Annotated in this window: 23 protein-coding genes; 14 read left to right on the top strand and 9 right to left on the bottom strand. The window is 38.7% G+C overall.

What is annotated here, in order from left to right:
• The first annotated feature begins 14 nt into the window (after window positions 1–14).
• Window positions 15–887 (top strand): NAD(P)-dependent oxidoreductase, encoded by an 873-nt coding sequence (locus KTI79_RS14305; protein WP_086265188.1) that lies wholly within the window; start codon window positions 15–17, stop codon window positions 885–887.
• A gap of 48 nt (window positions 888–935) precedes the next feature.
• Here the strand turns inward: KTI79_RS14305 and KTI79_RS14300 are convergent, their stop codons facing one another.
• Window positions 936–1,388, bottom strand: coding sequence for an SRPBCC family protein (locus KTI79_RS14300; protein ID WP_014207573.1), 453 nt, complete (start codon window positions 1,386–1,388; stop codon window positions 936–938).
• Between the two features lie 38 nt (window positions 1,389–1,426).
• On the opposite strand from KTI79_RS14300, the gene KTI79_RS14295 reads away from it, so the two are divergent.
• The 4 genes from KTI79_RS14295 (at window position 1,427) to KTI79_RS14280 (ending at window position 4,191) form a co-directional block, all read left to right on the top strand.
• Window positions 1,427–1,543 (top strand): hypothetical protein, encoded by a 117-nt coding sequence (locus KTI79_RS14295; protein WP_086265189.1) that lies wholly within the window; start codon window positions 1,427–1,429, stop codon window positions 1,541–1,543.
• A gap of 59 nt (window positions 1,544–1,602) precedes the next feature.
• Window positions 1,603–2,325: a YgfZ/GcvT domain-containing protein gene (locus KTI79_RS14290; RefSeq protein WP_086265190.1), complete on the top strand. Its 723-nt coding sequence runs from the start codon at window positions 1,603–1,605 to the stop codon at window positions 2,323–2,325.
• Window positions 2,326–2,471: 146 nt separating this feature from the next.
• Window positions 2,472–3,182: a DsbC family protein gene (locus KTI79_RS14285; RefSeq protein WP_086265191.1), complete on the top strand. Its 711-nt coding sequence runs from the start codon at window positions 2,472–2,474 to the stop codon at window positions 3,180–3,182.
• Window positions 3,183–3,366: 184 nt separating this feature from the next.
• The gene (locus KTI79_RS14280; protein ID WP_060466037.1) at window positions 3,367–4,191 is read left to right on the top strand and encodes a tetratricopeptide repeat protein; all 825 of its coding nucleotides are present in this window, start codon (window positions 3,367–3,369) and stop codon (window positions 4,189–4,191) included.
• A 32-nt stretch (window positions 4,192–4,223) separates the two neighbouring features.
• Here the strand turns inward: KTI79_RS14280 and KTI79_RS14275 are convergent, their stop codons facing one another.
• The 4 genes from KTI79_RS14275 to KTI79_RS14260 all read right to left on the bottom strand — a co-directional run bounded on the left by KTI79_RS14275 (window position 4,224) and on the right by KTI79_RS14260 (window position 9,153).
• Window positions 4,224–5,147, bottom strand: a complete 924-nt coding sequence (locus KTI79_RS14275; RefSeq protein WP_086265192.1) for an AEC family transporter — start codon at window positions 5,145–5,147, stop codon at window positions 4,224–4,226.
• 56 nt (window positions 5,148–5,203) lie between these two features.
• Window positions 5,204–6,313 (bottom strand): NADH:flavin oxidoreductase/NADH oxidase, encoded by a 1,110-nt coding sequence (locus tag KTI79_RS14270; RefSeq protein WP_086265193.1) that lies wholly within the window; start codon window positions 6,311–6,313, stop codon window positions 5,204–5,206.
• A 9-nt stretch (window positions 6,314–6,322) separates the two neighbouring features.
• Window positions 6,323–8,452: a TonB-dependent receptor family protein gene (locus tag KTI79_RS14265; protein ID WP_199964130.1), complete on the bottom strand. Its 2,130-nt coding sequence runs from the start codon at window positions 8,450–8,452 to the stop codon at window positions 6,323–6,325.
• Window positions 8,453–8,586: 134 nt separating this feature from the next.
• On the bottom strand, window positions 8,587–9,153 hold the full coding sequence (locus KTI79_RS14260; protein ID WP_086265194.1) for a DNA-3-methyladenine glycosylase: 567 nt from the start codon (window positions 9,151–9,153) through the stop codon (window positions 8,587–8,589).
• Window positions 9,154–9,228: 75 nt separating this feature from the next.
• Here KTI79_RS14260 and mutM point away from each other — a divergent pair, with 75 nt between their 5' ends.
• Entirely contained in the window at window positions 9,229–10,053 is an 825-nt protein-coding gene (mutM, locus tag KTI79_RS14255) for a bifunctional DNA-formamidopyrimidine glycosylase/DNA-(apurinic or apyrimidinic site) lyase (protein WP_002133839.1), read from the top strand.
• Between the two features lie 19 nt (window positions 10,054–10,072).
• Window positions 10,073–10,363, top strand: a complete 291-nt coding sequence (locus KTI79_RS14250; RefSeq protein ID WP_002051379.1) for a peptidylprolyl isomerase — start codon at window positions 10,073–10,075, stop codon at window positions 10,361–10,363.
• A gap of 14 nt (window positions 10,364–10,377) precedes the next feature.
• On the opposite strand, the gene KTI79_RS14245 is transcribed toward KTI79_RS14250, so the two are convergent.
• The 3 genes from KTI79_RS14245 to typA all read right to left on the bottom strand — a co-directional run bounded on the left by KTI79_RS14245 (window position 10,378) and on the right by typA (window position 13,380).
• Window positions 10,378–10,722, bottom strand: coding sequence for a gamma-glutamylcyclotransferase family protein (locus KTI79_RS14245; protein ID WP_086265195.1), 345 nt, complete (start codon window positions 10,720–10,722; stop codon window positions 10,378–10,380).
• A gap of 135 nt (window positions 10,723–10,857) precedes the next feature.
• A complete protein-coding gene (gene mscL, locus KTI79_RS14240) occupies window positions 10,858–11,289 on the bottom strand; it encodes a large conductance mechanosensitive channel protein MscL (RefSeq protein WP_086265196.1) in 432 nt (143 codons plus the stop codon).
• Window positions 11,290–11,544: 255 nt separating this feature from the next.
• On the bottom strand, window positions 11,545–13,380 hold the full coding sequence (gene typA / locus KTI79_RS14235; protein ID WP_002116501.1) for a translational GTPase TypA: 1,836 nt from the start codon (window positions 13,378–13,380) through the stop codon (window positions 11,545–11,547).
• 178 nt (window positions 13,381–13,558) lie between these two features.
• Between typA and KTI79_RS14230 the strand changes: the two genes are divergently transcribed.
• The 5 genes from KTI79_RS14230 to KTI79_RS14210 all read left to right on the top strand — a co-directional run bounded on the left by KTI79_RS14230 (window position 13,559) and on the right by KTI79_RS14210 (window position 19,108).
• Complete coding sequence (locus tag KTI79_RS14230; protein WP_002116159.1) at window positions 13,559–14,917, top strand: uracil-xanthine permease family protein; 1,359 nt, start codon at window positions 13,559–13,561, stop codon at window positions 14,915–14,917.
• A 63-nt stretch (window positions 14,918–14,980) separates the two neighbouring features.
• The gene (locus tag KTI79_RS14225) at window positions 14,981–15,994 is read left to right on the top strand and encodes a methyltransferase (protein WP_069036186.1); all 1,014 of its coding nucleotides are present in this window, start codon (window positions 14,981–14,983) and stop codon (window positions 15,992–15,994) included.
• A gap of 21 nt (window positions 15,995–16,015) precedes the next feature.
• Window positions 16,016–17,476 (top strand): amino acid permease, encoded by a 1,461-nt coding sequence (locus tag KTI79_RS14220; protein ID WP_086265197.1) that lies wholly within the window; start codon window positions 16,016–16,018, stop codon window positions 17,474–17,476.
• Window positions 17,477–17,740: 264 nt separating this feature from the next.
• Complete coding sequence (locus tag KTI79_RS14215) at window positions 17,741–18,946, top strand: RtcB family protein (RefSeq protein WP_086265198.1); 1,206 nt, start codon at window positions 17,741–17,743, stop codon at window positions 18,944–18,946.
• Window positions 18,947–18,949: 3 nt separating this feature from the next.
• Window positions 18,950–19,108, top strand: coding sequence for a hypothetical protein (locus tag KTI79_RS14210; RefSeq protein WP_057104707.1), 159 nt, complete (start codon window positions 18,950–18,952; stop codon window positions 19,106–19,108).
• 123 nt (window positions 19,109–19,231) lie between these two features.
• Here KTI79_RS14210 and omp38 read toward each other — a convergent pair whose 3' ends face one another.
• The gene (gene omp38, locus KTI79_RS14205; protein WP_017385600.1) at window positions 19,232–20,257 is read right to left on the bottom strand and encodes an outer membrane protein Omp38; all 1,026 of its coding nucleotides are present in this window, start codon (window positions 20,255–20,257) and stop codon (window positions 19,232–19,234) included.
• 379 nt (window positions 20,258–20,636) lie between these two features.
• On the opposite strand from omp38, the gene KTI79_RS14200 reads away from it, so the two are divergent.
• The gene (locus KTI79_RS14200) at window positions 20,637–21,152 is read left to right on the top strand and encodes a GspH/FimT family pseudopilin (RefSeq protein WP_086265199.1); all 516 of its coding nucleotides are present in this window, start codon (window positions 20,637–20,639) and stop codon (window positions 21,150–21,152) included.
• A gap of 108 nt (window positions 21,153–21,260) precedes the next feature.
• On the top strand, window positions 21,261–22,436 hold the full coding sequence (locus KTI79_RS14195; protein ID WP_086265200.1) for a thiolase family protein: 1,176 nt from the start codon (window positions 21,261–21,263) through the stop codon (window positions 22,434–22,436).
• Window positions 22,437–22,518: the final 82 nt, after the last annotated feature.

Here is a 22,518-nt window from a genome sequence, read left to right as displayed (position 1 = left end):
TCTGGAGAAACTCCTTGATTCAAAGTGTTTCATTTATCGGTTTAGGTGCAATGGGATGGCACATGGCTTCCCATTTAACCCAAGTATGCAGCCAAGTCTATGTTTGGAATCGTACTTTTGCTAAAGCAAAGCAACATGAACAAACCTTTGGTACGCAAGCTGTAGACCTGACACAAGCTCTACAAGCAGATATTATCTTTTCATGCCTACCGACTAGCCAAGATGTAGAAAATTTAATTGCGGACTCTCAACTAAAACAAGGCTGTATTTGGGTAGATTGCACTAGCGGTGTGCCAGAGACAGCAAGAAAACTCAGCCAACAGCTCAAATTAAATGGAGTTGATTATTTGGATGCACCAGTTTCAGGACAAACGATTGGAGCTGAACGAGGAACTCTCACGGTAATGGTCGGAGGTGACGAGTCTGCTTTTAAAAGAGCAAAACCAATCATTCAAGCATTTGCTAATTTAGTTGAATATGTCGGCGAAAGTGGCGCTGCCTTTGCAGTAAAAGCCATCAATAACACATTAATGGCGACACATCTTTGGGCGTTGGCAGAGGGATTAAGTATCCTTAAATCTCAAGGTGTAAATTTACACTCCGCAATGAACTGTATTAACCACTCTAGTGGCAAAAGTAATATTTCAGAACACATCATGATGCAACGTGTTTTAAGCCGTAAATTTGAAAAAACTTTTGCATTAGATTTATTACAAAAGGATATTGGAATTGCACTAAATCTCGTTACTCAAAATAATTTGGAACTCCCAGCTTTTAGTCTCATTCAGCAACAGTTTAATCAGGTTTCCAAACCCGATGCACAACAAGTCGATTTTTCAGCAATAATTAAAATATTGGAACAACAAAACCAATTAGAGCTATGTTAAGAGTAGGTCATACGACCTACTCTTTTTTATAAGAAAAGCAAAGTAACTTTATTGATCTGGAATTTCAGCTTCAATCAATAAAGTAAGCAAAGATAGGGATTCTTGCCACCCTAAGTAGCATGCCTCTACAGGAATCACTTCCGGTATGCCTTCTTGCGTAATATGCACTTCTGTACCTACCAATACGCTTTTTAATGTAATAGTAACCTGCATAGTCCCAGGTAAATTTGGGTCATCAAACTGATCGTTGTAGCGAATTAGTTCATTTGGAACTAACTCTACATATGTTCCACCAAAAGCATGGGTTGAACCTGTTGAAAAATTGGTAAAACTCATTTTGTATGAACCACCAACATTTGCATCAAAACTATGAACCTTAGCAGTAAAGCCGTGGGGTGGTAACCACTTTACTAAAGCATCTGGATCTAAAAATGCACGGTAAACTCGCTCGGCTGGTGCCTTAAACACGCGATGAAATTTCACTGTACCTGTTGCCATCATATTCTCCTTATTTTAATTTCCTTAAAATTATTGAAATTATGGCTATTAGCTTAAACCTTCCGATTTATCAGAACGTATATTTTTGGTGTTTTTTTGAACAAAAAAGCCAACTTAAGGACAAACTCAAATTACGAAAACTATGGCTGATTTTTTAGTAAAAATGGAGCAAAATAGTCAGCAATCATAAAGAAACATATTGAATTTGAGATTAATCATGAGTCTGCTCGCTTTCTCCTCATATGCTTTAAACGGTGTAGATGCACAAAAGTTTTTACAAGGCCAAGTTACTGTAGATACTGAACGTTTAGCTGAAAATACAACTCGCTATACAGCCATTTGTGATCTTAAAGGTCGTATTCACTTTGGCTTATGGCTAAAGAAGATTAGTCCTGAAAGTTTTGAAATTGTAGTTACTCAAGATCAAGCCGAAGAGTTTGCCAAGCATATTAAAAAGTATGGTGCCTTTTCAAAAATGACCTTAAGTGAACAAGGTGCTGTGTTTCCAAAAGTTGTGAATCATCAAACTGAATTCACTACTGCTGAAACTGATATTTCAGAATGGCAAAAACAAGCCATCATGACAGGTCAAGCTTGGATTACACAGGCTACTGAGCATGAATTCCAGCCCCAAGAATTGCGTTTACATCAACGTGAAGGCGTCAATTACGACAAAGGCTGTTACCTAGGTCAGGAAATTGTGGCACGTCTTTGGTTTAAAGCAAAACCAAAACACTGGTTACATCTGGTTCAGGGTACAGGTGAAGCGCCTGCTTCAGCAACTCAATTAAATAACGATATTGAAGTCGTTAATAGTATTGCAAATGATGAAGGCTATCTTGCTTTAGTTGTTGCGAAACCTGCTGCTCTACAAGAGTTAGGGCTTCAAGTTCTTGAGTTGCCAGAAGCTTTAAGTGGCGACGTTGCAAGACCACAATAATAATTTTTATTAGTCCAAACTGCCCACTGCTAAGTTAGTGGGCTTTTTTATAGATACAAAATACTAATGATTTCATTAGATTAGAACATCAATTTTTTAAGCTTTATATGCCATCATTAGCCCTGTTGAAATTAAAGAGAAAAAAGATGAAAACTAAACTTGCTACACTCATGTTGAGTCTGGCTATTTTCGGTTCTGCCCATGCTGATGTTAAAACACTTGAACAAAATCTTAAGACGAATTATCCCGATTTGCCTGTAAAAGGTGTTTATCAATCGCCTGTGCAAGGTATTTATGAAGTGTATACAAGCGGCCGCATTGTTTATACTAATCAAGATGCGAAGTACTTTTTTGTTGGTAATTTAGTCGACATCAAACAACAAAAAAATATGACTGAAGAACGTATTGCCGAATTGGGTAAGATTGACGTTAAAAGTTTGCCATTAAATCAGGCGATTAAATATGTGAAAGGTAAAGGTGAACGTACAATCTATGTCTTTAGTGATCCAGATTGCCCATATTGCCAGCGCTTAGAACAAAATATGGTTGGGGTTGATAACGTAACCGTATATGTGTTCCTTTATCCTCTTACTAGTTTGCATCCAAATGCTGAAAAAGTTTCAAATCAAATCTGGTGTTCAAAGAATCCGGCAGAAGCTTGGACAAACTATATGCTTAATCGTAAATTACCGACTAATAGCAAAAGTTGCTCAAGCCCAATTCAGAAAAATATTGCTTTAGGTCAAAAATTAAATATCGATGGAACACCTACCCTGTTCTTGCAAGATGGCCAAAGACTCTCTGGCGTACCAACTGATGCCAAGCAAATTGAAGCATTACTCCAGTCAGCAAAATAATAATATTACCCACTCCATTATATGAATGTGAGTGGGTATTTTTTCTCCACAATTTGCCCAAAGTGCAGTGCTTTATATACAAATCGGCTGTTTACTTTCAGCAATCAATATTTATGATGAGAAATTGAAACTCTTTCATGCATCAATGGATTGATGTAGCTACGAAGTAAAAGGTTAAAAAGAAATGAAGAAATTACTAATCGCAAGCCTAATCACTCTTTCAAGTGCATCAATTTTTGCAGCTGATAACACAGCGACTGCTGCTAAAACCGATGTTTTTAAACAAGCTGAGCAACTCTACGCAGCAAAAAATTACTCTGCCGCATTTCAAGAAATGCAACGTCTAGCCCAAACAGGTAATGCCCAAGCTATCTATAACTTAGGCTATATGACTCAAATGGGCCAAGGTACAGCAAAAGACTCTTCTAAAGCCCTAAAATATTATGAGGATGCTTCAAATAAAGGTTACGCCCAAGCGAGTTACACCCTTGCACAAATTTATGAGACTGGTGAATTGGGCGTTGCCAAAGATAGCAACAAATTCAGTCAATATATTCAAAAGGCATCAGCTCAAGGCTCTGATGATGCAACTGTGAAAATTGCGACCATTTTATTTGCTCAAAAAAAACCACAGTCACATCAAATTGCCCTTCAAAAATTAGCGCCTTTAATTCGAAAAGGTAACTACCCTGCTATTCAGGTCAAAGCACTCTATGACATTAGCCAAGGCGTTGAAAATAAAAATCCTTTAATGAAACGCCAAGGTATCGAAGCTTTACAGTCAATTGCTCAAAAAGGCTATGCACCTGCTTCTATGGCTTTAGCAACCATGATGGCGAATGGCAATATCATTCCGCAAAATCTACCGCAAGCTAAAAAGATCTTTACTGAACTCGCCAATCAAAATGTACCTAACGCTAAAGAGTCTTTAGCCTCGGTTGATAAGATTATTGCAGAAAAGAGCAAACAGGCTGCAAATGCTCCCGCACAGCCAGCACCGAAAAAATAATCAATGATTAGCCCCTTATGGGGGCTTTTCTTTTACCACCACAAAGCAATCAGCCAGCTCACCCCAATAAAACCAACAATTGTACTAATCATAAGCGGGGTTAAGGCTTTTTCATTTAAGCCATAAGCCTGTCCAAAAATTCCGAAAGCAATCGGCATTGGTAAAGCAGCGATTAATGTTCCTGCGTAAAGCATTTCACGGCTTACATTTGGAGTTATTAAAAAAAGTGCAAAAATAACAGATGGCATTAGCACAACTTTAAAGGTCGCCAACAAAATACTTTCTATATTTACCGTTGTTATTCCAATACCTACTAAACTTCCGCCAATTGCAAACAAAGCCAAAGGCGAAGCTGTACGTCCAAGTAACTCTAAAGACTGATCAAGCGTCGCAGGAAGATTAACATCTAAAAGAATGCATCCCATCCCAACCAAAATAGCGATAATGACAGGATTCTTGAGTAAGTTTAAAAATGTTTGTTTTAAAAGCGGTAAAAGATTTTGCTGTTGATGTAAACCAGCTTCGGCCAAAATGAGCATCAATGCCACAATCAATAAATTTTCAATAATGAGTGTTAAAGAAATATAGATCGCAGCGTGATTACCTATCAACATGGTCAGAATAGCTGTTCCCATAAATCCAGTATTGGACATAGATGCCCCCATCGATATGACGGCGCTATGGGTTAAACTATTTTTAAAATATTTTCGATAGAGAATGAAAGCCAAGAAAAATAAAATTAAAGACCCGCCACCATAAGCAAGAAAATAAGCTGGGTGCCAAATATCTTGTAAGTTTTTATTTGACAATGAGTGAATTAAAAAAGCTGGTAAGGAAATTTTAATTACGAATGCGCTAAGCCCCCTGATTTGTTCAGGTGTTACCAATTTGATGAGAACACAAACATAGCCCATCAATAGCAGTATCAAGATAGGTAAAATAACCTGAAAAACCACTGACCGTCCTCACTTAGCGAAAGAAAAATGGGCAAAGATGACGTTGCCCAATACAATTAAAAAGAGTTAAAAAGCTGTTTTAATCCATGAGGTTGGCAACGTAAATACTGAGGTGCAATTTTAACTTCTGCCCCTAAAGCTGCTGCTGCATGCCAAGGCCATCTTGGGTCATATAGCATTGCACGAGCAAGACCAATAGCATCAGCTTGCTGGTTTTCCAAAATTTGTTCAGCATGTTCTGGCTCAGTAATTAACCCTACAGCAATAACGGGAATAGACACATGCTTTTTGACTTGTTCTGCAAATGGAACTTGGTAACCAGCCCCAATCGTAATAGATTGATGCTCATGCAAACCACCACTAGACACATGCACATAGGCTGCGCCCAACTGCTCTAAAGCTTTTGATAAACCCACTGTAGACTCAATATCCCAATGCTCAATACTTTCTAACCAATCGGTCGCAGACAGCCTAACACCTACAGGATAACCTTCTGGTACAGCGAGTTTAATTGCCTGAAGAACTTCAAGAGTCATACGCATACGGTTTTCTAAAGAACCACCATATTCATCAGTACGCTGATTGGCAATTGGCGATAAGAATTGATGTAGTAAATAACCATGCGCAGCATGAATTTCAATTAACTCAAATCCAGCTTCTACAGCACGTTTTGCCGCTGCTGCAAAGTCTTGTTGAACTTGTTTAATCTCAGCAATAGTCAAAGCATGAGGCGCTGCATCATGAACTGAAAAGGTACTTTCACTTGGAGCAACTGTTTGCCAACCATGAGGCTGATCTTTTGCAATCTGACCTTTACCTAACCACGGCTTTTCAGTAGATGCTTTACGCCCTGCATGTGCTAACTGAATTCCAAATGGCATCGGTGAAAGTGTATGAACCTTAGCTAACAACGTTTTAATTTTGTCACGTTGCTGATCATTCCAAAGTCCAAGGTCAGCATAGCTAATCCGACCTTCAGGTTGTACAGCAGTCGCTTCTACAATACAAAGGCCCGCACCAGACAATGCATAATTTGCCCATTGCTGTTCATGCCAATAGGTAATTTCACCATCATCTGTTGCCGAATATTGGCACATCGGAGCAATTACAATTCTATTGACCAGTTGTAGTGAATCAAAGTTAACCGTTTCAAATAATTTTGACATTTTTTATTCCTAGAATTGCTTAATTACACGTAAACCTGCACTCCAGTTACGTCCATCCGCTGGTTCAAAGTAGCGTCCATTAGCATCATTTACGATCACTGAACCTGCATAGTTTTTATCAAATAGGTTATCTACACGGGCAAAGCTATTCACTTTCCAGTCACCCATTACCCATGCATAACCCACATTAGCTGAGGTTACACTGTAGCTTGGCGCTGCGTCACTGTTGGTATCATTCACGTATACTTTATCCATATACTGTACATCTACACCACCATATAAACCGTGCGATGGCTGCCAAGCCAAAGAGGCATAAGCTTGGTTTTTAGCAATTCCAGGGATAGCATTGCCCGCTGGAATTTGAGCAATACTTCCTAAAGCTGGAATATCAGCATCAAAAGTTGCATCTAAATATGTGTAACTAGCAGTTGCTGTTAAATCTCGCCACAACTTTTTATTCCATGCAAACTCTACGCCCTCACGTAAAGTTTTATCTGCATTACGGAACGTTGATCGGCCATTTGAGTTTCCTGCTGAAACGATGTCATCTTTGGTTTTAGTCTGAAACAGTGCCAAAGTGAAATCACCTAAACGATTTTGTGATTTTAAGCCTGTTTCATAGGTATCGCTTGTGGATGCGATCAAATCAAAATTAAAACCACTCTCTCCATCTGGGCGATATGCCATTTCAGTAAAAGTTGGCGTTTCAAATCCTTTGGCATAACTCACATAGGCCATGAGTTCAGGTAAAATTTGCCAGCTTAAAGCAGCCGAAGGCAAAACTTTACTGTAATCAGTCTTACCACTATCGTCGCCATTACTTAAATAGTTATCTTTAGATTTGTAATGGACATTGCTATAGCGTACGCCTGTATCTAAACGCCACGTTGGTAAGAACTGCCATGACGCTTGTAAATAGGGGTCAATATTCCACAACGTATTATCTTCATCACGGCGCAAATTACCTTTGACACCATAAGAAGGTTGACCATTTACCAAATTAAAGTTTTCAAAACCTTTACGATCTTCATCCATTGCATCGAGTGCGACACCGACACTTAGCGTGGTATTAGGAAGTAACTCTTTGCCCGTCCAACGGAAGTCAGCACCATAATAATTACGTTCAAAATCAATCACCCCGCCTGCATGATTGATGCTGGCATCTTGTGTTGATTTAGGAATAGATTGATATTGAGTAACTTGACGATTACCTAAATATGCCATGGCATAGAGTTCATTTTTATCATTAATCGGTTTAGACCATGTCACACCCGTTTGAGTTTGTTCAATGTCTTTACGGACATTAAATTGCTTTAAAAATGGAACTTGTTGCTTTGGATTAGCATTCCACTGGTCATGCGTTAAACCCTGCGGATCGTCTGCATGAATTTTTACATAGTTGGTTACCCAATTGATTTTGCTACCATCATCAAGATTCCAACTGAGCTTTGCATTATTTAGTACTTTTTCTGCACCGCTATGTTCTCGGTAACCATCAGTATCGAAATACGATGAACTAATAACATAACTTGGTTCATTAGCATCCTTTGCCCCACCTTGTAGCACGAGTCCAGCTCGGCTTTTATCATGACTTCCACCCGAATAACTCAGCTCAATTGAATCTTTCCCTTGCCCTTCTTTAGTAGACGTTAAAATCGTTCCGCCAGATGAGTTTCCATAAAGTGAAGAAAAAGGTCCTGTTAGAACTTCGACATGGTCCAGACTACTTAAATCAATATTAGAGGTTTGGCCTTGTCCATCCGGCATTGTTGCAGGAATACCGTCTACATAAAGGCGAATACCACGGACACCAAAAGTAGAACGTGCACCAAAACCACGCATAGAGAGCTGTAAATCTTGTGCATAATTTTCACGATTACGAATCTGTAAACTCGGTACACCCTTCACAACTTCAGTTAAATTTACTTGTGAAGAAGTATCAACTTGAGGTGCATCTATTCGAAAAACCGAAGCCGGTGTCTGCAAATAGGTTGTATCGGTACGGGTTGCTTCCACATGTAATGTTGGCAATACAGTTACATCTTGTGTTAAATCTTCTGCCCAAACAAGTGGGCTAGAAATACAGCCCATACTCATCAAAATACAGTAATGAAGTCGGTCTAAGCGTAATAAGGACATGCTTATTTCCTTTATTTATATTGTAGTTATCATAACAAAAAGCTGTGTCTTGTCTGGATATTGAATTCGATCTGCATTGTTGTAAATCTGGAACACTCTTCATCGATATCTAAAAACTGATTTCCAGATTAAAATTATCGACTCAAAGATGGATGATCTTTCCAACAATATCGTTCAGGCCAATGTTTTGCTTCTTCGGCATAATCAATTCCAATACGTGGCGTTAGCACTACTTCTGGTTGTGTTGATGCCGCCTCAATCCATAATCCAGATTCCTCTCCCAAGATTTGTCCTTTTAAAGATCGATCAATACCTAAATAGCGTGTCAATTTGCCGGGCCCAGCTAAAAGCTTATGGTCTTTTTTGGTTGAAGCATTATTTAAAAACGCAGAACGAATCATCACTCCTTCAGGTACACCCTCTGTTTGAGTAATAATATTAAGCATTTCATACATGCCATAAATTAAGTAGACGTAAATCGTACCACCATGGCCATACATTACCTCTGTTCGAGCTGTACGTTTATCATTGTAACTATGGCAGGCTTTATCACGAACACCCAAATAAGCTTCAGTTTCACTAATTGTACAGCGGATCACTTGGCCGTCAGGTTGTCGCTTACACAATACGCAGCCGATTAAATCATAAGCCACTTCTGAGGTTTCTCGTTGAAACCAGCTTAATGGTAAAATATCTGACATAGTATTCTCTGAAATATTACATACCACACGTTATACTTGATTAATCCAGTATATCTGTTAATTCTGCGAGTTGGCATGCCTGAGTTACCCGAAGTCGAAACCACCAAAACCAGTTTATTTCCCTTATTGAATCAAAAAGTTCTTAGTGTTGAAGTACGTAATCCTAGCTTACGCTGGCCTATACCAGATGATGTTCAGAAACTTGTCGGACAACGTCTCATCGGGTTAAATCGACGTTCAAAATATATTTTGGCAGAGTTTGAACAAGATCAAATGCTTTGGCATTTAGGTATGTCAGGAAGCTTTCGTCTGACCGAGCCAAATGATGAACTGAGAAAGCATGATCATCTGATTATTCAATTTGAAGATCAGCAATTACGTTACCATGACCCTCGCCGTTTTGGTTGTATTCTTTGGCTTAACCACGAGACTCAAGGCAAACTCATAGATACTTTAGGGCCTGAGCCTCTAAGTACCGACTTTCATGCGGAATATTTAGCTTCAAAACTCAAGAATAAGTCTGTCGGCATAAAAATTGCACTCATGGATAATCATGTAGTTGTTGGTGTAGGCAATATCTATGCAACTGAAAGCTTATTTAATGTTGGTATTCACCCAGCACAGCCCGCTGGTGACTTAAGCATGCAACAAATTGAGAAACTTGTTGTCGAGATTAAGCGCATTTTAAAGTCGGCCATTGATCTAGGTGGCTCTACATTACGAGACTACAGCAATGCCATGGGTGAAAATGGTTATTTCCAACAAACATTACTCGCTTATGGCCGTGCTGGAGAAATGTGTGTTAACTGTGAAACCACATTAGAAAACTTAAAACTTGGTCAGCGTGCCAGCGTATTTTGCCCACAGTGCCAACCGCTTAAAAAGCTGAGAAAGCCTTAATTTTTTGGAGGAAGACAACATGCAAACAGCAATTGTCCGACATATTTTAGTCAAAGATAAAGACTTAGCTGAGCAGCTAAAAAAGAAGCTACAAAGTGGCGCTGACTTTGCCAAACTTGCCAAGCAATACTCTACCTGTAATTCAGCAAAACGTGGCGGTGAACTTGGTGAAGTCAAAAAAGGTCAATTAGTACCCGTCATTGACAAAGTTGTTTTTACGGCTGCTGAACGCGTGTTGCAAGGCCCTATTAAAAGCCAGTTTGGCTATCATCTTTTAGAAGTTAAATTTAGAATGGGCAGCTTACGTTGATTCCATAATTTTAACTATCGTTTTTCAGAAGCCTGTGCATTCAGCTGATATGTCCAGGCTTTAACATATTCACCTGATTCTAATTTTATATTTGCAATGACACGCTGGTATTGAAAACCTTCAAAGTCATCAAGCATCTGCCAATTTTCAGCCAATTTTTCAGAGCTAAATAAATAGCCTTGTACCCAATCTGCTTGCGAATCTAACTCAAGCGCTTTTAAACCTTTGTCTGGCCCCCAATCTAAAATATGAATCACTCCTCGTACACTAGCTTTCGTCCAGTTACCACCAATCTGCTCTAAAATATGAGCATTGGCTTTATTCGGGCATAAAGTGCCATACACAAAAAGCTGATTCATTAATTTATATACCTTTTACAATATGCTGAATTGAAATTCTCTCTACTGGCAATGTTACCAATAGTTTTAGTACAACATAAAATACTAAGTAATAAAAAACGGTACTCAAGGCACCGTTTTTTATTTCAAATCTTATTAAACTTGCTTTTTTAACTCATCACGAATTTCACGCAACAATTGAATGTCTTCTGGAGTTGCAGCTGGAGCCTCTGGCTCTTCTTTATTACGGCGAAGTTTATTTAATAATTTCACCATTAAGAACACAACCCACGCCAAAATAATAAAGTTAATTAAAATGGTGAGGAAATTACCATAAGTTAAAACATTAATACCTGCTTTTTGCAAAGCATCTAAAGATTGTAAGTTATTAGGGTTTGCACCTAATACAATGAATTTTTGTGAAAAATCAACACCACCGCCAGTAATTACAGTGATAAGTGGCATGATAATATCTTTTACTAAAGAGTCCACGATTTTGCCAAAAGCACCACCAATAATCACACCAATGGCTAAATCCATCATATTGCCTTTAACGGCAAATTCTTTAAATTCTTGAATAATACTCATCTAAACATCTCCAGATGTCGGGGGCAGAAACACGTCATATTTTTCTTTTTCATTGGCATCTTATCGAATTAGATAGTTCTCGCCATGATATTGATAATTTAATATTTTTATCAAAAAAAGAAAGCTATTTCACACTTTAACAACATATTCGTTTACAAGAAAAATATGATTTTAAGCTTACTTTAATTTCAAATATAACGATTAAAAAAACCGCTAAATTAATTTAGCGGTTTCTTCTTTTTCAATTAAGAAAAATTATTTATCACGGTTACGTTTACGTTCATTTTCAGTTAAATAACGCTTACGGATACGGATTGATTTAGGTGTTACTTCAACTAATTCGTCGTCTTCAATGAATTCAAGCGCTTGTTCAAGCGTATATTCAATTGCAGGTACTAAAGTTAAAGCATCATCTGTACCAGATGCACGAACGTTAGTTAATTGTTTCGCTTTAGTCGGGTTTACAACCATATCGTCTGAACGAGAGTTAATACCCACGATCATACCTTCGTAAACTTCTAACTGTGGTTTAGCGAATAAACGACCACGGTCTTGTAAACTGAACAATGCATAGCCCAAGCAAGTACCTTGAACCATAGAGATCAATACACCGTTTTGACGTTTCGCAACAGTACCTTGTTTAACAGGACCATAATGCGAGAAGCTTGAAGTCATGATCCCTGTACCAGAAGTCATGGTCAAGAATTCAGAACGGAAACCGATCAAACCACGTGAAGGTACAGTTGCTTCAATACGGATACGGCCTTTACCGTCAACTTCCATATTGGTCATCTCGCCTTTACGGTGACCCATTTGTTCCATTACAGCACCTTGATGCTGTTCTTCAACGTCAAAAGTTACGTTTTCGTAAGGCTCTTGTCTTTCACCATCAATTTCTTTGATGATTACTTGTGGACGAGATACGCCCATTTCGAAACCTTCACGACGCATGTTTTCAATTAAAACTGAAAGATGAAGTTCACCACGGCCAGATACTTTGAAACGGTCTGGACTGTCAGTGTCTTCAACACGTAAAGCTACGTTATGAATTAATTCGCGATCAAGACGTTCACGGATATTACGTGAAGTTACGAACTTACCTTCTTTACCAGCAAACGGAGAGTTGTTTACTTGGAAAGTCATAGATACTGTAGGTTCATCTACAGATAAAGCTGGTAATGCTTCAACATTTTTCGGATCACAAATCGTGTCAGAAATGTTAAGTGCGTCGATACCAGTAATACATACGATATCACCAGCAGATGCTGATTCAACATCAATACGCTCTAAACCATGGTAACCCATGATTTTTAAGATACGACCGTTACGTGTATTGCCTTCTTTGTCAATTACAGTAACAGGAGTATTTAATTTTACGGAACCACGTTGAATACGACCAACACCGATAACACCTACGAAGCTGTTATAGTCAAGTGATGAAATCTGCATTTGGAATGGACCATCAACATCAACTGCTGGTGGTTCAACGATGTCTACAATCGTTTCGAACAACGGAGTCATGTCTTCTGCAAGTTCTTCTGGAGCAGGACCCGCTACACCACGTAAACCTGATGCATAAACGATTGGGAAATCTAATTGCTCATCAGTTGCGCCAAGGTTATCAAATAAATCAAATACTTGATCAATAACCCAATCTGGACGCGCACTTGGTTTGTCAACTTTGTTGATAATAACAATTGGTTTTAAACCACGAGCAAAGGCTTTTTGTGTCACAAAGCGAGTTTGTGGCATTGGGCCTTCTTGAGAGTCAACTAAAAGTAATACGCAGTCAACCATCGACATAACACGTTCTACTTCACCACCGAAGTCGGCGTGTCCCGGGGTATCCACGATGTTGATACGGTAAGTTGTATCAGTACGTTTATCTAACCAAGTAATAGAAGTGTTCTTTGCAAGAATGGTAATACCACGTTCACTTTCAAGCGCATTTGAGTCCATGACACGCTCAATCTCGCCTGCTCGTTCACCGAGAGCACCAGATTGCTGAAGTAGTTTATCGACAAGTGTGGTTTTCCCGTGGTCGACGTGCGCAATAATTGCGATATTACGGAGATTTTTGATATCTGACATGAAAATTCGAAACGCCTGAAATTTGAGGGCAAATTATACAGAAAAACACTACTCTTGAGTAGTGACAGTTTATTGACATTGACAAAAAAATTTTCCAATAGCCTGTATTTCGTTTTGTAAAGATAGGTATCTCGATTAGAATAGCGCCAATTTGCAAAATTGCGGCGGACCTACACCCATGTCCAATCAACACTCTCAAGACCATCTTGACCTTGTTTATGGCTTAGATGATCGACCAAAACCTTTGATCGCTTTTTTAGCAGCTTTCCAGCATTTGCTTGCGATTATTGTACCAATTGTTACACCAGGGCTTTTAATTTGTTTAGCTTTAGGCGTATCACGCACAGAAACCAACATGATTTTATCGATGTCTTTGGTGATTTCGGGTATTGCTACATTTCTTCAATGTAAAAAAGTTGGCCCTTTTGGTGCTGGCCTTCTGATTGTACAAGGTACAAGCTTTAACTTTATTGGTCCAATTATTGGTATTGGTAGTGCAATGGTTGCCGCAGGAACGCCTGTAAACCAAGTTATGGCCGCAATTTTTGGTGTAGTAATTGCTGGCTCCTTTATTGAAATGGGTGTTTCGCAAATTCTTCCATGGGTAAAAAGACTAATTACTCCTTTGGTAACTGGAATTGTTGTTTTATTAATTGGCTTAACGCTTATTAAGGAAGGCTTGATTAGTATGGGTGGTGGCTACCAAGCCATGCAAGACCATACTTTTGCAAGTGCAGACAACCTTATTATGTCATGTACCGTACTTGCTATTATTATTGTGCTAAACCGTATCCGAGTGGTGTGGATTAAAAGCTCAGCAATTTTAATTGCTTTAGTGATTGGTTACATTCTTGCAGGATTTATGGGTTACCTAGATTTCTCAGGTATTAAAGATGCGCCTCTTGTACAGATTCCAACGCCGATGCATTTTGGTTTAAGCTTTTCTTGGGGCTTATTCATTCCAATGGCTTTTATTTATTTAGTCACATCTTTAGAAGCGATTGGTGATGTTACTGCGACCAGTAAACTTTCAAACCAACCCGTTAATGGCCCTGAATGGATGAAGCGTATTAAAGGTGGCGTTTTAGTGAATGGCGCGAACTCTTTACTCGCAGGCTTATTTAACACTTTCCCTAGTTCTGTTTTTGCTCAAAATAATGGTGTAATTCAACTCACTGGTGTAGCTAGTCGTTATGTGGGTATCTGGATTGCTGCTTTACTTATTTTATTAGGTTTATTTCCAGCAGTAGCCGGTGTAATACAAGCAGTTCCTCAAGCGGTTTTAGGTGGTGCAGTGATGGTCATGTTCGGTGCCGTGGCGGCATCAGGGATTAACATCCTCTCATCGATTCATTTAGATCGCCGAGCACTTTTAATTATCGCAATTTCACTTGCATTAGGTTTAGGTGTTGCTCAAGTTCCTCAAATTTTGGAACACCTACCAGAATTATTTAAAAATATTTTCAGCTCTGGCGTAGCGACAGGTGGTATAGCAGCATTAATTTTAAATGTTGTACTTCCTGAAACACACAAATAACTATTTTTTAATTTTGATTACTGCCCAGTTTCCACTGGGCATTCTTCTTCATGAGAGATGTACATGGATCCTAGAAGTGAAGTGGTATTAAGACAACAAGACTATTTAAAAGGTAGAATCTTGTTAATTAATGCACCGAATGATGCCTTAGTCAGTCAATTACCTACTGAGGTTGATGCGTCAGTCTGGACATGGAACTATGCCGACTACCAGAGCTTTATAAATAGTGGAACAAATGCGCATTTCTCAGTTGAGTTTCCATTGCAAGAATTCGATCAAGCGATCATTTTTGTTCCGAAATCTAAAGAACTGTTAAATTACATACTGCATGTCGTAATGAGCAATCTTAAAACTGCTCAGTCTGTTTTTTTAGTAGGTGAGAAAAAAGGTGGTGTTGAACGCGCTGCCAAACAATTACAAAGCTTCGGCAAAGTACTTAAACTTGATAGTGCACGTCACTGTCAGCTATGGCACTTAAAAATTGAAAAAACAGAACAGCTTAAACCTCTCGAAAGTTGGCTTAAAACTTACAATGTTCATGTTAATGAACAAGAGCTTACGATTTGTGCCCTTCCCGGTGTATTTAGCCAAAATCATCTAGATGTCGGAACAGCTGTTTTACTCCCTTATCTTAATCAGGTGAAATCAGGTAGAATTGCCGACTTCGGGTGTGGTGCTGGAATTATCAGTTGCTATTTGGCAAAAATAAATTCAAGTAATATTATTCATGCCCTAGATATTGATGCTTTCGCTTTACGGTCAACGGAAATGACTTTTAGTCGAAATGGAATAGGGTCAGACCAGTTGAGATTGCAGCCTGTCACAGGTATTGCAGACGCTCCAACAGAACTCGATGCCATTGTCAGTAATCCCCCTTTCCATCAAGGTATTCATACCAACTATGATGCAAGTGAAGGACTCTGCCAAAACGCTAAAAAACATTTAAAGGCATCAGGTGAGCTATGGATTGTAGCAAACCGTTTTTTAAACTATCCGATCTTAATTGAGAAGCACTTTGGTCAGTGCCAGATTAAAACTGATCTTCAAGGCTTTAAGGTGTTATATGCCTGTGCATAACAAACTATGTAAGGAATCTCCATGAGCGAAACACATGCTCCTGAAAAACTCCAGCGTAAGCTTGGGGCTCGTCATCTGAATATGATCGCCATTGGTGGTTCCATTGGTACAGGCCTCTTCCTTGCTTCTGGATCAACAATTGCAAATGCTGGTCCTGGTGGAGCGCTACTCGCCTACTCTCTGATTGGTATTATGATTTACTTCTTAATGACCAGCTTAGGCGAGCTTGCAACTCATACACCAACATCTGGCGCCTTTTTTACTTATGGCAGTCGTTATGTCGAAGAAGGCTTTGGTTTCGCTCTAGGCTGGAACTATTGGTATAACTGGGCAATTACAGTTGCATTCGAACTTGTTGCAGTCCAGTTTATTATGAAGTTCTGGTTCCCTGATATTCCGGGGTTCTATTGGAGTGCCCTATTCCTTGCCGTTATTTTTATGATTAACGCAATGACAGTAAAGGGATTTGGCGAAAGCGAATTCTGGTTCTCAATGGTAAAAGTGATTGCGATTGTTGCATTCATTATTATTGGCTTAGCCATGATCATCAAGATTATGCTAACTCCTGGTGTTGCAACATTCGGGAACTGGACTTACAAAGAGGCACCTTTTGTAGGCGGTTTACAAGCCATGATTGGTGTAGCAATGATTGCCGGATTCTCTTTCCAAGGAACTGAAATGGTTGGGGTTGCTGCTGGCGAATCAAAAGATCCAAAGAAGACAATTCCACTTGCAATCAAACAGATTTTCTGGCGAATCTTATTATTCTATATCCTATGTATTTTCATTATCGGCACTCTGATTGCCTATGATGATCCAAATTTATTGCAAGCAGCTGCCACTGAAGATATCGCACTTTCTCCGTTTACATTGCTTTATGAAAGAGTAGGCTTTGCTTTCGCTGCGGGGTTAATGAATGCTGTCATTCTTACCGCTATTTTATCAGCAGGTAATTCAGGCATGTATTCTTCAACTCGCATGTTGTTTAAAATGGCTCAAGAAGGCCGTGCACCAAAGTGGTTTGCAAAACTCGATGGTCGTGGCGTTCCGATGAATGCACTCTATGCCACCACATTTATTGCCGCTTTTTGCTTCTTGACGACTTTTATTGGAGAAAAGCAAGTATTTAACTGGCTACTCAATATGTCTGGTATGTGTGGTTTCATTGTTTGGTTAGGAATTGCGATTTCACACTATCGTTTCCGTAAAGGATATATTGCTCAAGGCTATAAATTAGAAGATTTAGCATATCGTGCCAAGTTTTTCCCATTTGCACCTTGGTTTGCATTTATTCTCTGTTCAATCATCATCTTAGGGCAGAACTATCAAGCCATTTTAGGTGGAAAAATCGATTGGTTAGGCTTACTTTCAACTTATATTAGCTTGCCATTGTTCTTGATCATTTGGTTAGGTTATAAGTGGAAAAATAAAACCAAATTGATCTCTTACGATCAAATGAACGTCAAACCTGAGCAAGATTAAAACTCGTCATTAAAGTAAATCGAAGATCAAAAGCTTGATCTTCGATTTAAAAAGCGTAAAATGCCGTTCAGATTTTCAACGGCACTTTTAAATAAGGAGGACATCATGCCATTAGTACAAGGTAAAACAGATTAAATAATTTGGCACGATGTCAGCTCACGGACAAGTGTACAAATTCACACCACTTGTCCGAATGCTTAAATTTAAAACCTAGCATTCGCTAGGTTTTTTTATGCCTACTCGGACAAAAATAAGAGAAAAATTATGGGCATACAAAAAATATTAAACGAAGAGGCACTCTATGGTGTTCCGGTTAAAATTTTCACTCCAGATATAGATAGTGAAAGTATAGAACAACTCAAAAAAATGGCTCAGCTGCAATTCATCTATTCTCACATTGCAGTTATGCCTGATGTGCATGTGGGTAAAGGCGCTACTGTAGGTAGTGTTATTCCAACCAAACACGCCATTATTCCTGCTGCTGTAGGAGTTGACATTGGATGTGGGATGAATGCAATTCGCTTGAGTTTAAAGGCTTCGCATTTACCTGATAACTTAAGTCGTTTGCGTGATGCAATTGAACGTAAAGTCCCTGTTGGCTTTGCTTTGCATAAACAAGTCAAAGCGAAAGCTTCTAGCATTATTCCACTTGAAAAACGCTTAGAACCAATTATCAAAAAGCATCCTGGTCTTGTCCGAATGCTTCGACAATTTGATACAACATGGCAAAAGCAACTTGGGACTTTGGGTGGTGGTAATCACTTTATAGAGTTATGTATTGATGAGAATCAAGACGTATGGGTAATGCTACATTCAGGTAGCAGAGGGCTTGGTAATGTTATTGGTACTTACTTTATTGAGTTAGCCAAAAAAGAAGCTCAGCATCGCTTTGGCCATGTACCTGATAAAGACTTAAGTTATTTTGCTGAAGGCTCAAAAAGTTTTGATGATTATGTAGAAGCTGTAGAGTGGGCACAAGAATATGCTTTTGAAAACCGTAAAGAGATGATGCGATTAATTTTAGAAGCGATCCGCCCTCTTCTCCCTTCTTTTCAAATGACAAAAGAAGCGATTAATTGTCATCATAATTATGTAAGCCGTGAAACACATTTTGGCGAAAACTTATTGATTACCCGAAAAGGTGCAATTAGAGCGGGCTTAGATGAGCTAGGTATTATTCCTGGTTCAATGGGAGCACGATCTTATATTGTTAAAGGCAAAGCAAATCCTGAATCATTTTGTTCTTGTTCCCATGGAGCTGGTCGCAAGATGAGCAGAAGTAAAGCAAAAGTTCTTTTTAATCAGCAAGATCTTATTGAACAAACCCAAGGTATTGAGTGCCGTAAAGACAGCGGAGTAGTAGATGAAATCCCAAGTGCTTATAAAGATATTGATGAAGTTATAGCAAATCAGACTGACCTCATTGAAGTTATTCACACTCTTAAACAAGTTTTATGTATTAAAGGTTAAAGCATGAAAATTAAAGAAATGCCAAAGATCAAAGTTCGTAATCAAGTGGCTCTTTCCCCTTTACTTCACAAAGGTGGAATGCATGAAACGGAGAAACCTCGTGCACAGCATCGTAGAGATAGACAAGATACTAAACAGCAATTGAAAAAAGGTGTGTGGTAAATATTTTAAGTAATGATTGAAAAAATTAAGAATAAGGAGATTTACAAATGACTAATTATTTTAAAAATTGCAATAAAAAAAGCGACTCTAACGAGTCGCTTTTTTACTGTTCAAAAACTCAAATTATTGAGCTTGTTGACCAGGTTGAACAACTACAGTACGGCTACCAGTGATTGTCGCGAATACACGACGGTTCATAGCACGACCTTCTTTAGTTTTGTTGTCAGCAATCGGTTGATCCCAAGCGAAGCCTTGAGTAGACAAACGAGATGCATCAACGTTGTATTCGTTTACAAGAGCTGATTTAACAGAGTTAGCACGAGCTAAAGATAAACGTTCGTTCAACTTACGTGGACCAGTGTTATCTGTGTGACCTTCGATACGTGCAGTAGCGTTAGGGTATTCAGTTAACTTCTCAGCAACTTTAGCGATTTCTGGCTTGTATTGGTCTTTGATGTTTGATTTGTTAGTATCAAAGAACACACGAAGTTCCATGTTAAGATCTTCAGTTAACTCTTGTGGTTGTGGAGCAACTGGAGTTGGTTCAACTGGAGCAACTTCTACTACAGGAGCAGCAGGCTTCAAGTGACCACCAAGAACTACGTTTAAACCAGCAAGAGCTGTATAACGCCAGTATTTCTCATCAAAATCATAAGTACCACGAGCTTCTGTACGAAGTGATAATGCATCATTCAAACGATAGAAAGCACCTACACCGGCATTACCGATAGTATCTTTCTTGTCTTCATAGATACCATCAAACTCAGTTTTAGTTTGACCTGCACCTAATAATACATACGGCTTGAATTTGCTGTCGTAGTTCTTAGTGATTAAATCTGAGGTAGCGTAGAAGTTACCAGCAATAGTTTTTTGCTTATATTCAGAACCAGCTACGCCAGTACCTTCAAGATCACCTTTAACTTGGTTATATTCAGCTTCGAAACCTAACCAAGGAGTTAATTCAACACCTAGTGCAGCACCAACGAATAAATCATCTTGTAATTCAGCATGACTTGTTAATTTATCGTTGTTGTGGTCACTATCCTGCCAAGTATAACCTACTAGTAAAGGAGTAACAGTTACGCCCGCATTAGCAGCAGCTAATGGAGCAGCGACAAGCATAGCAAGTGCAATACGACTCAATTTCATGGATATCCTCCAGAGATAACAATTGTTGTTCAAGCTCAGCCTAAATTTATTGGCCCCTGAGATATTTTTACCCCAGTATTATTTTTAAGCTATTCACATTTGAATCATACAAACACTTGATAGACTTTCCAAGTGCTTGATAATTTTAATCAAGTAAATTATTGACAAAATTACTTACAATTTCCGTTGTAATTCGGTAATTTTTCACTCAACTAGCAAATATGAACAACTTCTTTCTTTCGCTTACGGTGATTTTACCAGTATTCTAGCATCCTGATAACCTTTATTTAATTTTGTGTTTCCTCACTATAAAAATCATTATAAATCATTGATAGAAAGCATAAAATCAAAATATTTCTTCATATATTAAGGAATTTTAATGTTTAAATCTCCCGGTTTCACGTTGGTGGAATTCATAATAACGCTCGCAATTTTTATGATTATGGTCACTATAGCGCTACCTTTATACCATCAATTTATGGCTTCTGTAGAATTAAAAAATTCGTCTCGACTACTCACAATTCATATACAAAAAGCCAAATACGACGCAATTCTACGACATAAAAATGTCGTACTTTGCCCAAGTGTTGATTTGTCTATTTGTAATAGTAACTGGGATACAAGCCTTATAAGTTTTGTAGACATAAATCAGAATCTACAAAGAGAAAATAATGAGGAAATATTATCCAATGTTGAACTTGACCATCACTATGGTTCTTTAAAATTTCAAAAGTTTGGAAAAAATCTAAATAGTATTGTATTTCAGGGCGACACAGGCCTCCCACGTGAATCTAACGGTACTTTTACTTATTGTTCTTATAATCAGCTTAAAAACTTTAAATTAGTCCTCAGCAAAATGGGACACACGCGTTTAGAAGACATTAAAAATTGTTAGAACTCTACAGTCTAATGCAGAAGATATCTCTCTTTAATTTTTGCAATATACTGCCTAGGTTTTAAACATTTCTTATTTTGAGATTAAGAACAATCGGAGATTACAACAATGACTGACATCGTAATTGTGAATGGTGCTCGTACTGCCATGGGTGGTTTTCAAGGATCACTATCAGGACTTACAGCGCCTGAATTAGGTGCTGTAACGATTAAAGAAGCTATCGCACGAGCAGGTTTACAGCCTACTGATGTCGAAGAAGTTATTATGGGCTGTGTTCTTCCTGCTGGTTTAAAACAAGGCCCTGCTCGTCAAGCAATGCGTAAAGCTGGTTTACCGGACTCTACAGGTGCCGTAACGATTAACAAGCTGTGTGGCTCTGGCATGAAAGCTGTTATGCAAGCCGCTGATATGATTAAAGCAGGTAGTGCTGAAGTTGTTGTTGCTGGCGGTATGGAGTCTATGACAAATGCACCTTATGTTTTACCAAAAGCACGAGCTGGCTACCGTATGGGCCATGGTGAAATTAAAGATCATATGTTCTTTGACGGGCTTGAAGATGCTGAAACGGGGCGTTTAATGGGTTCGTTTGCTCAAGATATGGCCAATACTCGTGGCTATACACGTGAACAAATGGATGACTTTGCGATTCGCTCTTTGAAACGTGCTCAAACAGCAATTACTGAAGGCTATTTTAAAGATGAAATCGTTCCAGTTACCGTACCTAGTCGTAAAGGTGACGTCGTTGTTGATCAGGATGAACAACCTTTAAATGCTAAAATTGATAAAATTCCTTCACTCAAACCAGCTTTTGCAAAAGACGGTACAATTACCGCGGCGAATGCAAGTTCTATTTCGGATGGTGCGTCTGCATTAGTATTAACTTCATGTGAAGTTGCAGCACAGCGCGGTTTACAACCACTTGCGAAAATTATCGCGACAGCGTCAAACTCTCAGCATCCTTCAGAATTTACGATCGCTCCAGTTGGTGCTATTGAAAAAGTTCTTAAAAAAGCGGGATGGAATGCTCAAGACGTCGATCTTTGGGAAATTAACGAAGCTTTTGCTATGGTTACAATGTGTCCAATTGATGATTTCAAACTTGATGCTGAGAAAGTGAATATCAATGGTGGTGCTTGCGCCCTAGGTCATCCAGTAGGTTCTACGGGTTCTCGTATTATTCTTACTCTTATTCACGCACTCAAACGTACTGGCGGTAAAAAAGGTATTGCTGCACTCTGTATCGGTGGTGGTGAGGCAACAGCGGTTGCAATTGAACTCATTTAATCCAGATTCATTATTTTTAAATCCCACTTCGGTGGGATTTTTTATGAAAAAACTACAAAAAATGACCCACAAAATCACTTTT

This window comes from Acinetobacter sp. WU_MDCI_Abxd143 (assembly GCF_025514195.1).
Lineage (GTDB): Bacteria > Pseudomonadota > Gammaproteobacteria > Pseudomonadales > Moraxellaceae > Acinetobacter > Acinetobacter pittii_H.
The sequence above is the reverse complement of the archived record's forward strand: the minus strand, read 5'-3'. Positions and strand labels throughout refer to the sequence as shown.

Excerpts from the sequence above, each read along its gene's own strand:
- KTI79_RS14260 (WP_086265194.1), bottom strand. The coding sequence starts at position 9,153 with ATGTCAGATATTTTACCATTAAGCTGGTTTCAACGAGAAACCTCAGAA.
- KTI79_RS14290 (WP_086265190.1), top strand. The coding sequence starts at position 1,603 with ATGAGTCTGCTCGCTTTCTCCTCATATGCTTTAAACGGTGTAGATGCA.
- typA (WP_002116501.1), bottom strand. The coding sequence starts at position 13,380 with ATGTCAGATATCAAAAATCTCCGTAATATCGCAATTATTGCGCACGTC.
- KTI79_RS14300 (WP_014207573.1), bottom strand. The coding sequence starts at position 1,388 with ATGATGGCAACAGGTACAGTGAAATTTCATCGCGTGTTTAAGGCACCA.
- KTI79_RS14270 (WP_086265193.1), bottom strand. The coding sequence starts at position 6,313 with ATGTCAAAATTATTTGAAACGGTTAACTTTGATTCACTACAACTGGTC.
- mscL (WP_086265196.1), bottom strand. The coding sequence starts at position 11,289 with ATGAGTATTATTCAAGAATTTAAAGAATTTGCCGTTAAAGGCAATATG.
- KTI79_RS14250 (WP_002051379.1), top strand. The coding sequence starts at position 10,073 with ATGCAAACAGCAATTGTCCGACATATTTTAGTCAAAGATAAAGACTTA.
- omp38 (WP_017385600.1), bottom strand. The coding sequence starts at position 20,257 with ATGAAATTGAGTCGTATTGCACTTGCTATGCTTGTCGCTGCTCCATTA.
- KTI79_RS14265 (WP_199964130.1), bottom strand. The coding sequence starts at position 8,452 with ATGTCCTTATTACGCTTAGACCGACTTCATTACTGTATTTTGATGAGT.
- KTI79_RS14195 (WP_086265200.1), top strand. The coding sequence starts at position 21,261 with ATGACTGACATCGTAATTGTGAATGGTGCTCGTACTGCCATGGGTGGT.
- KTI79_RS14230 (WP_002116159.1), top strand. The coding sequence starts at position 13,559 with ATGTCCAATCAACACTCTCAAGACCATCTTGACCTTGTTTATGGCTTA.
- KTI79_RS14285 (WP_086265191.1), top strand. The coding sequence starts at position 2,472 with ATGAAAACTAAACTTGCTACACTCATGTTGAGTCTGGCTATTTTCGGT.
- KTI79_RS14225 (WP_069036186.1), top strand. The coding sequence starts at position 14,981 with ATGGATCCTAGAAGTGAAGTGGTATTAAGACAACAAGACTATTTAAAA.
- KTI79_RS14215 (WP_086265198.1), top strand. The coding sequence starts at position 17,741 with ATGGGCATACAAAAAATATTAAACGAAGAGGCACTCTATGGTGTTCCG.
- mutM (WP_002133839.1), top strand. The coding sequence starts at position 9,229 with ATGCCTGAGTTACCCGAAGTCGAAACCACCAAAACCAGTTTATTTCCC.
- KTI79_RS14280 (WP_060466037.1), top strand. The coding sequence starts at position 3,367 with ATGAAGAAATTACTAATCGCAAGCCTAATCACTCTTTCAAGTGCATCA.
- KTI79_RS14295 (WP_086265189.1), top strand. The coding sequence starts at position 1,427 with ATGGCTATTAGCTTAAACCTTCCGATTTATCAGAACGTATATTTTTGG.
- KTI79_RS14200 (WP_086265199.1), top strand. The coding sequence starts at position 20,637 with ATGTTTAAATCTCCCGGTTTCACGTTGGTGGAATTCATAATAACGCTC.
- KTI79_RS14220 (WP_086265197.1), top strand. The coding sequence starts at position 16,016 with ATGAGCGAAACACATGCTCCTGAAAAACTCCAGCGTAAGCTTGGGGCT.
- KTI79_RS14210 (WP_057104707.1), top strand. The coding sequence starts at position 18,950 with ATGAAAATTAAAGAAATGCCAAAGATCAAAGTTCGTAATCAAGTGGCT.
- KTI79_RS14245 (WP_086265195.1), bottom strand. The coding sequence starts at position 10,722 with ATGAATCAGCTTTTTGTGTATGGCACTTTATGCCCGAATAAAGCCAAT.